This is a genomic window from Ectothiorhodospira sp. 9100, assembly GCF_022227565.1.
GTDB lineage: Bacteria > Pseudomonadota > Gammaproteobacteria > Ectothiorhodospirales > Ectothiorhodospiraceae > Ectothiorhodospira > Ectothiorhodospira marina.
This window is the reverse complement of the sequence record NZ_JAJNAN010000033.1, coordinates 22,128-34,346: the sequence shown is the minus strand read 5'-3', so window position 1 is coordinate 34,346 and position 12,219 is coordinate 22,128. Positions and strand designations below refer to the sequence as shown.

General features: G+C 64.7%; 12 protein-coding genes. 10 read left to right on the top strand and 2 right to left on the bottom strand.

Going from position 1 to position 12,219, the window contains the following annotated elements; translation table 11 throughout:
• Positions 1 to 97 precede the first annotated feature (97 nt).
• Positions 98 to 1,045, bottom strand: coding sequence for a thiamine-phosphate kinase (gene thiL, locus LPW29_RS10775; RefSeq protein ID WP_238628010.1), 948 nt, complete (start codon positions 1,043 to 1,045; stop codon positions 98 to 100).
• A gap of 181 nt (positions 1,046 to 1,226) precedes the next feature.
• On the bottom strand, positions 1,227 to 2,198 hold the full coding sequence (locus tag LPW29_RS10770; protein ID WP_238628014.1) for a TAXI family TRAP transporter solute-binding subunit: 972 nt from the start codon (positions 2,196 to 2,198) through the stop codon (positions 1,227 to 1,229).
• A 148-nt stretch (positions 2,199 to 2,346) separates the two neighbouring features.
• Between LPW29_RS10770 and glyA the strand changes: the two genes are divergently transcribed.
• The 10 genes from glyA to LPW29_RS10720 all read left to right on the top strand — a co-directional run bounded on the left by glyA (position 2,347) and on the right by LPW29_RS10720 (position 12,219).
• Entirely contained in the window at positions 2,347 to 3,600 is a 1,254-nt protein-coding gene (gene glyA, locus LPW29_RS10765) for a serine hydroxymethyltransferase (protein WP_274520329.1), read from the top strand.
• Between the two features lie 227 nt (positions 3,601 to 3,827).
• Positions 3,828 to 4,298, top strand: coding sequence for a transcriptional regulator NrdR (gene nrdR, locus LPW29_RS10760; protein WP_238628009.1), 471 nt, complete (start codon positions 3,828 to 3,830; stop codon positions 4,296 to 4,298).
• A gap of 30 nt (positions 4,299 to 4,328) precedes the next feature.
• A complete protein-coding gene (gene ribD, locus LPW29_RS10755) occupies positions 4,329 to 5,450 on the top strand; it encodes a bifunctional diaminohydroxyphosphoribosylaminopyrimidine deaminase/5-amino-6-(5-phosphoribosylamino)uracil reductase RibD (RefSeq protein ID WP_238628008.1) in 1,122 nt (373 codons plus the stop codon).
• A 202-nt stretch (positions 5,451 to 5,652) separates the two neighbouring features.
• Positions 5,653 to 6,309: a riboflavin synthase gene (locus LPW29_RS10750; RefSeq protein ID WP_238628007.1), complete on the top strand. Its 657-nt coding sequence runs from the start codon at positions 5,653 to 5,655 to the stop codon at positions 6,307 to 6,309.
• Between the two features lie 39 nt (positions 6,310 to 6,348).
• Complete coding sequence (locus LPW29_RS10745; protein ID WP_238628006.1) at positions 6,349 to 6,681, top strand: DUF3392 domain-containing protein; 333 nt, start codon at positions 6,349 to 6,351, stop codon at positions 6,679 to 6,681.
• A gap of 61 nt (positions 6,682 to 6,742) precedes the next feature.
• Positions 6,743 to 7,861 (top strand): bifunctional 3,4-dihydroxy-2-butanone-4-phosphate synthase/GTP cyclohydrolase II, encoded by a 1,119-nt coding sequence (gene ribBA / locus LPW29_RS10740; protein ID WP_238628005.1) that lies wholly within the window; start codon positions 6,743 to 6,745, stop codon positions 7,859 to 7,861.
• 15 nt (positions 7,862 to 7,876) lie between these two features.
• The gene (gene ribH / locus LPW29_RS10735; protein ID WP_090249694.1) at positions 7,877 to 8,359 is read left to right on the top strand and encodes a 6,7-dimethyl-8-ribityllumazine synthase; all 483 of its coding nucleotides are present in this window, start codon (positions 7,877 to 7,879) and stop codon (positions 8,357 to 8,359) included.
• The gene (gene nusB / locus LPW29_RS10730) at positions 8,356 to 8,796 is read left to right on the top strand and encodes a transcription antitermination factor NusB (RefSeq protein WP_090249691.1); all 441 of its coding nucleotides are present in this window, start codon (positions 8,356 to 8,358) and stop codon (positions 8,794 to 8,796) included. Before ribH ends, nusB begins: the two co-directional genes overlap by 4 nt.
• 193 nt (positions 8,797 to 8,989) lie before the next feature.
• On the top strand, positions 8,990 to 9,337 hold the full coding sequence (locus LPW29_RS10725; protein WP_090249689.1) for an endonuclease domain-containing protein: 348 nt from the start codon (positions 8,990 to 8,992) through the stop codon (positions 9,335 to 9,337).
• 137 nt (positions 9,338 to 9,474) lie between these two features.
• Positions 9,475 to 12,219 carry a TRAP transporter permease gene (locus tag LPW29_RS10720; protein WP_238628004.1) on the top strand — a complete coding sequence of 915 codons (2,745 nt, stop codon included), beginning with the start codon at positions 9,475 to 9,477 and terminating at the stop codon, positions 12,217 to 12,219.

Sequence of the window (12,219 nt, the reverse complement as noted above, 5' to 3'; positions counted from 1 at the left end):
GGTGGGATAGGCACTGTGCCAGCGCTCGCCCCTCACCCCAACCCCTCTCCCCGGAGGGGAGAGGGGCTTTATGAAATGGGGACAGACCCCTTTTTGTTCAGTTGCCGAAATGGGAGTAACCACCCTGTTCGAGGGTGAGGGATGCGCCATCGGGGCCCAACACCCGCAGGCCGGGTTCGGCTTCGATGCGGCCAATGACGGTGGCCAGGCTGCCCTGCCCTGCCAGTTGTTCACGGATGGGGTCCACATCCGCCTCCCCCAGGGTGAACAGCAGTTCGTAGTCGTCGCCGCCGGCCAGGGGGTATTGCCAGTTGGGGGTGTCGCCCATGGCACCCTTGAAGGCATCGGAGAGCGGCAGTGCGCCGGCCTGAAGGGTGGCGCCCAGGCCCGATGCCTTGAGGATATGCCCCAGATCCTGGACGAGGCCATCGGAGATGTCGATACCGGCGCGGGCGCGGCCGCGCAGGATGTGTCCGGCGGCGATGCGGGGGGTGGGCCGGGTGAGGCGGGCGCGCAGGGTGGGGGTCGGGTTAGGATGGTCCCACTGTGCCAGGGCCAGGGCGGCGTCGCCCAGGGTGCCGGTGACCAGGATGTGGTCGCCGGGCTGGGCGCCATTACGGCGCAGGGCCTGGCCGGGTGGCACGTAGCCCATGACCTGGACGGTGATGGTGAGCGGGCCGCGGGTGGTGTCGCCGCCGATCAGATCAACGCCATGCTCTTGGGCCAGGGTGTGGAAGCCATCGGCGAAGGCTGTAAGCCAGGTGTCGTCGTGTTCGGGCAGGGTGAGTGCCAGAGTGGCCCAACGGGGGGTGGCGGCCATGGCGGCCAGGTCGCTGAGGTTGACCGCCAGGGCCTTGTAGCCGATGTCGCGGGGGTGCGTGTCCTTGGGGAAGTGCACGTCGGCCACGAGGGTATCCACACAGACGGCAAGAGTCTGGTTGGCCGGGAGCTGGATGAGGGCGGCATCGTCCCCGACGCCCAGGAGGGTGTCAGCGGATGTGCTGGGGCGGGTGAAGTGGCGTTGGATGAGGTTGAATTCTTTCACTGTGAAGGCGCTTGAAACCCCTCACCCACTGGCGGGAGCTTTTTGTGAACTTGAGCCCCTGACCCACTGGCGGGAGCTTTTTGTGAACTTGAGCCCCTGACCCACTGGCGGGAGCTTTTTGTGAACTTGAGCCCCTCTCCCGCTGGCGGGAGAGGGGTTGGGGTGAGGGTACGGAGGGCATTCACTCCTCCAGCAGCCCTGCCTCCCGATAATACCGCTTGGCCCCCTCATGCAACGGCGCCGACAGCCCCTGCTTCACCATGCTCTCCTTCTCCAGCACCCTAAAGGCCGGGTGCATGCCCTTGAAGGTCTCGAAATTGTCGAACACGGCCTTGACCAGGGTGTAGACCGCCTCCTCCGATGTGGCCGTGGAAGACACCAGGGTGGCACCCACCCCAAAGGTGTCCACATCCTCATCCTGGCCGGGATACATGCCCGCCGGGATTGTAGCGCTGAAGTAGTATGGCGTCTGCTGGATCAGATCATCCACCACCTGGCCGCTTACCGGCACCAAGCGGGCATCGCAGGTGGCAATGGGTTCCTGGATGGCTGAGGACGGGTGGCCCACGGTGAACAGCACCACGTCGATGCGGTTGTCGCACAAGGCCTGGCCCTGCTCGCGTGAGGGCAGTTCCGAGGTGAGGGAGAAGTCGTCCATGGTCCAGCCGTAGGCGTCCATCAGGCGCTCCACCGTGCCGCGCTGGCCCGACCCCGGGTTGCCCACATTCACCCGCTTGCCCTTGATGTCTTCAAAGTGCTGAATATCACTGTCGTGGCGCACCACCACCGTGAATGGCTCGGGGTGAAGCGACATCACGGCCCGGAGGCGATCGTCTGGCCCGGCGTTGGCGAAACGGTCGGACCCCTGGTAGGCATGATGCTGCCAATCGGACTGCACCACACCCAGATCCATCTCCCCTGCGCGGATGGAATTCAGGTTGAACACCGAGCCGCCAGTACTCTCCGCATTGCAGCGGATGCCATGCTCTGATCGACCCTGATTCACCAGCTGACAGATGCGCTGACCCGTGGGGTAATACACCCCCGTCACCCCCGCTGTACCGATGGTGAGGAAGCGCTGATCCGCCATCACCGAAGTGCTGACCCAGGTGGCGGACAGGCCTGCCAGGAGCAGGGTAAAGCCTTTCTTCATCAACCGTTTGTACATGGTTCATCCTCCAGTGGGTGAGGGCCAGGTTGTGACTGTTTTCAGGGTTTTACGTGCTTCTGGCGCCTAAATCCGTTAACATTCAAGCCTTTTTCCGAAGTCTAAATCAATCCGCTTTTGCGGGGAGTTCGCAATGTTTTCCATCCACATGAGTATCGCCGGGTACGACGATGAGCTGTGGCAGGCCATCCAGTCCGAATCACGCCGTCAGGAAGAGCACATCGAACTGATCGCCTCCGAAAACTACGCCAGCCCGCGCATTATGGAAGCACAGGGTTCCGTGCTTACCAACAAGTATGCCGAGGGCTACCCAGGCAAACGTTACTACGGCGGCTGCGAGTACGTCGATGTGGCCGAGACGCTGGCCATCGATCGCGCCAAGCAACTCTTCGGCGCCGACTACGCCAATGTGCAGCCCCACTCCGGTTCCCAGGCCAATGCCGCCGTCTACATGGCGCTGCTGAACCCGGGTGACACCGTACTGGGCATGAGCCTGGCCCATGGCGGCCACCTGACCCACGGCGCCAAGGTGAACTTCTCGGGCAAGATCTACAATGCCATCACCTACGGCATCGATGATCAGGGTTACATTGATTACGACGAGGTGGAGCGCCTGGCCCTGGAGCATAAACCCAAGATGGTCGTGGCCGGCTTCTCCGCCTATTCCCGCGTGGTGGACTGGCAGCGCTTCCGCGATATCGCCGACAAGGTGGGTGCCTACCTGCTGGTGGACATGGCGCACGTGGCTGGCCTGGTGGCCGGCGGTGTCTACCCCAGCCCGGTACAGATCGCCGATGTGACCACCTCCACCACCCACAAGACCCTGCGCGGCCCGCGCGGCGGCATCATCCTGGCCAAGCGCAACCCGGAGATCGAGAAGAAGCTCAACTCCCTGGTCTTCCCCGGCACCCAGGGTGGCCCACTGATGCATGCCATCGCCGGCAAGGCCGTGGCCTTCAAGGAAGCCCTGGAGCCGGACTTCAAGGCCTACCAGCAGCAGGTGGTCGAGAACGCCCGCGCCATGGCCGACGAGATGATCACACGCGGTTACAAGGTGGTGTCCGGTGGCACCGACAACCACCTGTTCCTGGTGGATCTGATCGACAAGGGCATCACCGGCAAGGAGGCGGACGCCGCCCTGGGCCGTGCCAACATCACCGTGAACAAGAACGCCGTGCCCAACGATCCCCAGTCTCCGTTCGTGACCAGTGGTCTGCGCATCGGCACCCCCGCCATCACCACCCGTGGGTTTGGCGAGAAGGAATCCCGTGAACTGGCCGGCTGGATCTGCGACGTGCTGGACGACCTGAACAACGATTCGGTCATCGAGCAGGTCAAGGCCAAGGTGCTGGATGTGTGCAAGCGTCTGCCGGTGTATGCCAGCTAAGGCTCATGCATCACAAGCCCCTCTCCCCTGGGGGAGAGGGGTTGGGGTGAGGGGCAAGGGCTGGCATAGTGCCTGCCTCACCCCCCTCATCCCCAGCCCTTCTCCCCTAAGGGGAGAAGGGAGTGTCGGTAGGTGAGTTGGTTCTTTCACGTGAAAGATACGTAACGAGCCCCTCTCCCCCCCCGGGGGAGAGGGGTTGGGGTGAGGGGCGAGGAGGTTGCAACCTGATGAAGTGTCCCTACTGCGGTGCCCCGGATACCCGGGTGGTGGATTCACGGCTGGCCGGCGAAGGCGAGCAGGTGCGCCGCCGCCGGGAATGCGCGGCCTGCGGTGACCGCTTCACCACCTTTGAAGGGGCGGAGTTGAATCTGCCCCGGGTGGTCAAGCGCGATGGGGGACGCGAGCCCTTCAACGAGGGCAAGTTGCGCGCCGGCGTGATGCATGCACTGGAAAAACGCCCCGTGCCCACGGATCGGGTCGAGGCCGCCCTGACCCGCATCAAGCACAAGGCCATGAGCCAGGGGGAGCGCGAACTCCCGGCCCAGCGCATTGGCGAATGGGTGATGGAGGAGCTGCAGGGCCTGGATCAGGTGGCCTACATCCGTTTTGCCTCGGTGTACCTGAGCTTTGCCGATGTACAGGCCTTTCGCGAGGTCGTCGAACGCCTGGAAAAGGATCCCCAGGGCAACAAGGATTGAATCCTTCCTCCCCTCTCTCCAATCCCTCTCATGAACGACTTCACTCCTGACGATCACCGCTTCATGGCCCGAGCCCTGCAGTTGGCGGCCATGGGTCTGTACACCACCGACCCCAATCCGCGGGTGGGCTGCGTGGTGGTGCGCGGCACGCAAGTGGTCGGCGAGGGCTACCACGCCCGTGCGGGGGAGGCCCATGCCGAGGTCCGGGCGCTGCGTGCGGCCGGTGAGCAGGCGCGGGAAAGCACGGTCTATGTCACCCTGGAACCCTGCAATCACCATGGGCGCACCCCACCCTGCGTGGATGCCCTGCTGGCGGCCGGTGTGAGCCGGGTGGTGGTGGCCATGGAAGACCCCAACCCCCTGGTGTCCGGCCAGGGGCTGGAGCGCCTGCGCCGCTCGGGGGTGAGCATTGCCCATGGCCTGATGGCCGAGGCCGCCCATGACCTCAACCCGGGTTTCATCAGCCGCATGCAGCGCCGGCGCCCCTGGGTGCGCGTGAAACTGGCGGCCAGCCTGGATGGACGCACCGCCATGGCCTCCGGCGAGAGCCAGTGGATCACCGGCGAGGCTGCGCGCCAGGACGTGCAACGCCTGCGGGCACGGGCCTCCGCCCTGCTCACCGGCATGGGTACGGTGCTGGCCGATGATCCCCGACTCAACCGGCGCATCAGCGCCGCCGACCTTGGGGTGGCGGGGAGCGTGAACAAGCCACTGCGGGTGGTGCTGGATCGTCAGGGCCAGCTGTTTCCCCAGGCACGCTTGTTCCAGGATGAGGCCCCGGTGCAGGTGTTCACCGCCGAGCATCAAGTGGAGGCACTCCAGGCGCGTCTGGCCGCTACCGGGGCCCGGGTACAGGGCGTGCGCGAGGCCCATGGCCATCTGGATCTGACCACTGTGCTCACGGCCCTGGCGGCGCAGGAGGTCAACGAGGTGCATGTGGAGGCGGGTCCGCGGCTGTCGGGGGCCCTGATGCAGGCGGGGTATGTGGACGAGTTGGTTGTCTATCTGGCGCCCCATCTCATGGGCGGCGATGCACGGGGCCTGATGGACCTGCCCATCGGGCACATGGCCGACCGCATTCCCCTGGAAATCCGGGAGATCCGCCCGGTGGGCCGGGACTGGCGGGTGACGGCGCGCCCTTCAGCGACGTGATCCCTGGATGGATAATCCTGTATCTTAACGCGAAAGAGCTCAGGTTCAGCTATAAAAGCTCCCTTCTCCCCTCGGGGGAGAAGGGTCGGGGATGAGGGGGATGAGGCAGGCACTGTGCCACCCCTCACCCCAACCCCTCTCCCCTGAAGGGAGAGGGGCTCTATGAGAGTCAGGCCCTGAAGATCACCCGGAGACCCCTTCCATGTTTACAGGTATCATCCAGTCCGTGGGCACCCTGGGTGCCACAGAAGACCGGGGCGGTGACAGCCGCCTGACCCTGCGCACCGGCAAGCTGGACCTGGGCGATGTGCAACTGGGCGATAGCATCGCCGTGAACGGGGTGTGCCTGACGGCGGTGGCCCTGCCCGGCGACGGTTTTGTGGCCGATGTGTCCCGGGAGACCCTGTCCAAGACCTCCCTGGGGGCGCTGGGCATCGGCGACCCGGTCAATCTGGAAAAGGCCCTCACGCCCACCACGCGCCTGGGCGGGCATTTGGTGAGCGGTCACGTGGACGGTCTGGGCGAGGTGACGGCCGTGGAGCAGGAGGCGCGCTCCTGGCGTTATCATGTGCGCGTGCCGGATGATCTGGCCCGCTACATCGCCCCCAAGGGTTCCGTCTGCATCGACGGGGTGAGCCTGACGGTGAATACCGTGGACGGTGCCGTGTTCACCGTGAACATCGTGCCCCACACCCAGCAGGAGACCATCATCCATGGCTATCGTGTGGGTACCCGTGTGAACATTGAAGTGGATATCATTGCCCGCTACCTGGAACGCCTGTTGCTGGGAGATAAGGCCGCTCACTCCCAACAAGGCATCAGCGAGGCGTTCCTGGCCGAGCATGGCTTTCTGAAATAAGACGCCTATCGCATCGGCGTATTTTCAATCGGAACCGTGATGGACTGGATCAACGACATCTTAATGCAGGCCGGCACCTGGCTGCGTGGTTATATCGGGCAGATTGCCCTGGCACTGGTGGCCACGCTACTGGTGGTGTATGGCCAGGACATCCTGCGCGCGGTCAAGGCCGCGGTGCGCCCCTATCCATTGGTGTTGCGTCTGATCGTGTTTGTATTGATGTGCGCGTTCGGCTTTGGTGCCATCGCGGTTTTCCTGGCCCCCTGGGTGGCTCAGGGGCTGATGATGGTGGATACCCTCTGGCTTGCGCCCACCGTGGCCGGGGCCTTCCTGATTCTGGGTTTTGTGGCCGAACGCCGCCAGCAAATGTAACCATCCCACCCCCCTCGGGCCGCATGGCCCGATCACCCCTGGATTCGAACACCGGCTGAACATGGCATTCAATAGCACCGAAGAAATCATCGAAGACCTGCGCCAGGGGCGAATGGTGATCATCGTCGACGACGAGGATCGCGAAAACGAGGGCGATCTGCTCATGGTGGCCTCCCGGGTGCGCCCGGAGGACATCAACTTCATGGCCCGCTTTGGCCGTGGCCTGATCTGCCTGACCCTCACCCGGGAACGCTGCCGCCAGTTGCGCCTGCCGCTGATGGTGGGGGACACCAATGACAAGCATGGCACCAACTTCACGGTCTCCATCGAGGCCGCCGAGGGGGTGACCACGGGCATCTCCGCCTATGACCGAGCCCATACCGTGCGCACCGCCGTGGCGCCGGATGCCACCCCCCAGGACCTGGTCCAGCCGGGCCACATCTTCCCGCTCATGGCGCAGCCGGGCGGCGTGCTGGTGCGCGCCGGCCACACTGAGGCCGGTTGCGACCTGGCGCGTCTGGCCGGCCTGGAGCCGGCGGCGGTGATCGTCGAAATCCTTAACGAAGACGGCTCCATGGCCCGCCGCCCGGATCTGGAGCGCTTTGCCGAGGAACATGGCCTGAAGATGGGGACCATTGAACACCTCATCCGCTACCGCATCGAGAATGAGCGCAGCGTGGAGCGGGTGGCGGAATGCCCCTTCCCCACCGAATTCGGTGATTTTCGCCTGGTGGCCTACGAGGATGCCCTGGACAAGGGGTTGCACTATGCCATGGTCAAAGGCGACGTGGGGGGCGATCACGACACCCTGGTGCGGGTACACTTGGGCGGCAGCCTGTGCGATACCCTGGCCTACCGGGGCGAGGGCTGCGGCTGGCCGCTGCGCGGCGCCCTGGAACGCATTGCCCAGGAAGGCAGTGGCGTGGCGGTGATCATCCACAAACCCGTGAACAATCGCGAGAGGGTCCGCCGTCTGCGGGAGATGGCCCTGGGCGATGGCCCGGCTCAATCATCCGGACAGGACGACCACGAACCCGCCGAACTGCGCACCCATGGCATCGGCGCCCAGATCCTCAAGGACCTGGGCGTGAGCCGGATGCGCCTGCTTTCGGCCCCCAAACGCTTCCACGGGCTCGGCGGTTTCGGGCTCGAGGTGGTGGAATACGTCAACGAACGCTAACGGAATACCCCAGTCATGACTGCAAACCTGCAAACCATCGAAGGCACCTTTACCGCCACCTCCGAGGCACGGATCGGCCTGGTGCTGTCCCGCTTCAACTCCTTCATTGTCGAGCGCCTGCTGGAAGGCGCTCAGGACACCCTGAGTCGCCATGGCGTGCCGGATGAGAACCTCACCGTGGTGCGTGTACCCGGCGCCTACGAACTGCCCCTGGCGGTGAAGGTGATGGCCCAGTCCGGCCACTACGATGCCGTGATCGCCCTGGGCTGCGTGATCCGCGGCTCCACGCCGCATTTCGACTATGTGGCCGGCGAGGCCGCCAAGGGCCTGGCCCAGATCCAGCTGGAGCATGGCCTGCCCATCAGCTTCGGCGTGCTCACCACCGACACCATTGAACAGGCCATCGAGCGGGCCGGGACCAAGGCAGGCAACAAGGGCGCCGATGCGGCCATGAGCGCCCTGGAGATGATCAGCCTGATCCGGTCCCTGCGCGCATGAATTCCGATGCCCTGCAACACCGGCGCCTCACCCACGCCCGCCGCCACGCTCGCCGCCTGGCGATGCAGGCGCTGTACCAATGGCAGCTCACCGATTACCACCCCAAGGACATCCTGGCCGAGTATGAGGAGGACCCGGAAACCGAGCGGGCAGACTGGGAGCATTTCCGTCACCTGCTTTTGGGGGTGACGGAGAATGTGGAGTCGGTGGACGAGTTGATCGCCCCTTTTCTGGACCGCCCGGTGGCCCAGGTGGATCCAGTGGAGCGCTCCATCCTGCGCCTGGCCACGTTCGAGTTGCATCATTGCCCGGATGTGCCCACCCGCGTGGCCATCAATGAGGCAGTGGCGCTGGCGAAGAAATATGGTGCAGACCAGGGCCACAAGTTCGTCAATGGAGTGATCGACAAGGTGGCCGGTGGGGCGCTGCGTCGGTGAGGCAGGATGATGCATGGTGCCCTCCGCTCCCACCCTCACCCCAACCCCTCTCCCGCCAGCGGGAGAGGGGCCAAAGCTCCCTTCTCCCCTCGGGGGAGAAGGGCTGGGGATGAGGGGCGATGGTGGGCAGGATGCGCAATCAATGGGGTTTTCGTTTGCTGGATCTAATACTGACGACAAGGAATGTCACTCAATGGACAAAAGCCGCCTTTACAGGCACGCCAAAGAACTCCGTCAACAAAGCACCGACGCAGAAAATCTTCTCTGGTACCACCTGAGGGGACGTCGAATGTGGGGCCTTAAATTCAGGCGCCAGAAGGTGATCGGCCCCTATATTGTGGACTTCGTCTGCATCGAGGCAGGATTGATCATTGAGGCTGACGGCGGACAGCATGCGGATCGTTGTTTGCGGGACTCCGAGCGTTCGGCGTTTCTCGAGCAACGGGGGTTTGAGGTGCTGCGCTTTTGGAATCATGAGATCCTGTTAGAGACGGAGTGTGTGCTCAGACAGATTTGGGAGGTTTTGGACCGGCGGGGATAAGGGGCGACGGGGGCCAGGATGATGCGTGGTGCACTCCGCTCCCACCCTCACCCCAACCCCTCTCCCGCCAGCGGGAGAGGGACTAACCTCCCTCCTCTTCCACTGGCGGGCGGGCTGATCAGAAAGGCGTTGACTGAATGCAGACGGATCATCAGGGCATGCTGGCTGGGCAGGTGGAGACCGGGGCGCGGGAGCCGGGGGCGGGGGCGCGGCGGTTGATTTATGGGGTGGCGCTGGCCTGGTCGCTGTTCCAGATCTGGATTGCCTCCCCCCTGCCCTACTGGTTCGATATTTTCATCGTCTCCGAGACCAAGGCCCGGTCCATCCATCTGGCCTTTGCCGTGCTGCTGGCCTTCCTGGCCTTTCCCGCCGTCAATCCCATGGCACGCACGCGGCCGCTGGCGGGGTATTTCTTCATTCTGGTGGGGTTGGGGCTCTGGGCGCTGGCCGGGTATCAGATCTGGCATGAGCTGCCGCGGGCGGGGGTGTTTGCCACCGTGGGTGCGGCGGTGCTGCTGGCGGCGTGGCCATTGCTGCGGCCGGCCACGCTGGATCGGGTGCCGGCCGTGGACTGGCTGCTGGCCCTGCTGGCAGCCCTGTGTGCCGGGTATCTGTTCCTGTTCCATGAGGCACTGGCCCAACGGCCAGGGGCACCGACAATGACCGACCTGATCATTGCCGGCATCGGCATGGCCCTGTTGCTGGAGGCCACGCGGCGGGTGCTGGGGCCGGCATTGATGGTGATCGCCGTGATCTTTCTGGTGTACACCTTTGCCGGGCCCTGGATGCCAGACCTGATCGCCCACCGGGGGGCCTCGTTTGCCCGGGCCATGTCGCAGCAGTGGCTCTCCAATGAGGGGGTGTTCGGGATCGCTCTGGGGGTATCCACCAGCTTTGTCTTCCTGTTCGTGCTGTTCGGCGCCCTGCTGGAAAAGGCCGGGGCCGGCGGATATTTCATCCGCGTGGCCTTCTCGCTCCTGGGACACCTGCGCGGCGGGCCCGCCAAGGCAGCGGTGGTGGCCTCGGGGATGACCGGCATGGTGTCCGGTTCGTCCATTGCCAATGTGGTGACCACCGGCACCTTCACCATTCCACTCATGAAACGGGTGGGATTTCCGGCCTACAAGGCCGGGGCGGTGGAGGTGAGCAGTTCCGTGAACGGTCAGTTGATGCCACCGGTGATGGGCGCCGCCGCCTTTCTCATGGTGGAATATGTGGGCATCTCCTATGTGGAGGTGATCCGGCACGCCTTCCTGCCAGCGGTGATCGCCTATATCGCCCTGTTCTACATCGTCCATCTCGAGGCCCTCAAGGCCGGCATGGAAGGCCTGCCCCGGCGAGTGGCCACCACGGTCAGCGGGCGCCTCATCGCCTGGGGGCTGACCCTCTCCGGGCTGTTCGTACTGGCCGGGGCCACCTATTACGGTCTGGGCTGGATCAAGACCGTCAGCGGCGAGGCCTCCCCCTACATCATCGGGGTGCTGGTGCTGGCCGCCTACCTGAGCCTGTTGTGGACAGCCTGCCGCGCCCCGGCCGTCCAGATGGTGGACGATGACCACCTGGAATTGCCCGATCCCCGATCCACCATCCAGGGCGGCCTGCACTTCCTGCTGCCGGTGGTGGTCCTGGTCTGGTGCCTGGTGGTGGAGCGCCTCTCGCCGGAACTCTCAGCCTTCTGGGCCGTGGCCTTCATGGTCTTCATCATGCTCACCCAGCGACCCCTGATCGTACTGTTCCAGGGGCAGCACGCCTTTGCCAACGATGTGCCGGCGGACGACCCCGCTGCACAGGACTACGCCAGCGCCCTGCTGCGGGGCGGCCATGAACTGGCCAACGGCCTGGTTCAGGGGGCCCGCAACATGGTGGGGATCGGCGTGGCCACGGCCGCCGCCGGCATCATCGTGGGGACCGTGGCCATGACCGGCATCGGCCTGGCCATGACCGACATGGTGGGGTTTCTCTCCGGCGGCAACCTGCTGCTGATGCTCATGCTCACCGGCCTGATCTGTCTGGTGCTGGGATTGGGCCTGCCCACCACCGCCAACTACATCATCGTGGCCACGCTCATGGCGCCGGTGATCGTGGAGCTGGGCTCGCAGCATGGCCTGCTGATCCCGCTGATTGCGGCGCATCTGTTCGTGTTCTATTTCGGCATCATGGCCGACGTGACGCCCCCGGTGGGCCTGGCCTCCTTTGCGGCGGCCGCCGTCTCCCGGGCCGACCCGATCCGTACCGGTGTGCAGGCCTTCATCTACAGCCTGCGCACGGTGACCCTGCCGTTTCTGTTCGTCTTCAACACTCAGCTACTGCTCATTGGCGTGAACAGCCTCTGGCAGTTGCTGCTCACGGTCTTCGGAGCACTGGTGGGCATTCTGGTCTTTGCCGCCGCCACCCAGGGCTGGCTGGTCACCCGCAACCGGATTCACGAGTCCATCCTGTTGCTGGGCATTGCCCTGGTACTGTTCGCTCCCAACCTGCTCATGGACCACATCGAGCCCCGATATGATCGCCTCCCCCCTGGGGAGATCCAGGAAGTGGCCGAGGCGGCGCCCCGGGGCGGGCAATTGCGCTTTGCCGTGAAGGGCATGGACATGGAGGGCCGGGAGGTGGAACGGGTGGTGATGCTGCCCATGGGGGATCCCGGGCCGGGCGACGAACGTCTGACCCAGGCCGGCCTGGGGTTGATGACCCTGGGGGATCAGGTGAGCATCAGCTTCGTTTCCTTCGGCAGTCCGGCCGATCGCATGGGACTGGAATCCGGGTGGAACGTGACCGAAGTGATGGTACCGGCGAACCGACCCGCGCCGGAGTGGTTCTACCTCCCCGCTCTGTTACTCCTGGGAGGGATCATGGCGCTGCAGCGCCGGCGCGCCCGGCGCTGA

Coding starts and splice junctions, on each gene's coding strand:
- nusB (WP_090249691.1), top strand. CDS start 8,356: ATGAATTCCGATGCCCTGCAACACCGGCGCCTCACCCACGCCCGCCGC.
- LPW29_RS10725 (WP_090249689.1), top strand. CDS start 8,990: ATGGACAAAAGCCGCCTTTACAGGCACGCCAAAGAACTCCGTCAACAA.
- glyA (WP_274520329.1), top strand. CDS start 2,347: ATGTTTTCCATCCACATGAGTATCGCCGGGTACGACGATGAGCTGTGG.
- ribD (WP_238628008.1), top strand. CDS start 4,329: ATGAACGACTTCACTCCTGACGATCACCGCTTCATGGCCCGAGCCCTG.
- LPW29_RS10770 (WP_238628014.1), bottom strand. CDS start 2,198: ATGAAGAAAGGCTTTACCCTGCTCCTGGCAGGCCTGTCCGCCACCTGG.
- LPW29_RS10750 (WP_238628007.1), top strand. CDS start 5,653: ATGTTTACAGGTATCATCCAGTCCGTGGGCACCCTGGGTGCCACAGAA.
- LPW29_RS10745 (WP_238628006.1), top strand. CDS start 6,349: ATGGACTGGATCAACGACATCTTAATGCAGGCCGGCACCTGGCTGCGT.
- LPW29_RS10720 (WP_238628004.1), top strand. CDS start 9,475: ATGCAGACGGATCATCAGGGCATGCTGGCTGGGCAGGTGGAGACCGGG.
- ribH (WP_090249694.1), top strand. CDS start 7,877: ATGACTGCAAACCTGCAAACCATCGAAGGCACCTTTACCGCCACCTCC.
- ribBA (WP_238628005.1), top strand. CDS start 6,743: ATGGCATTCAATAGCACCGAAGAAATCATCGAAGACCTGCGCCAGGGG.
- nrdR (WP_238628009.1), top strand. CDS start 3,828: ATGAAGTGTCCCTACTGCGGTGCCCCGGATACCCGGGTGGTGGATTCA.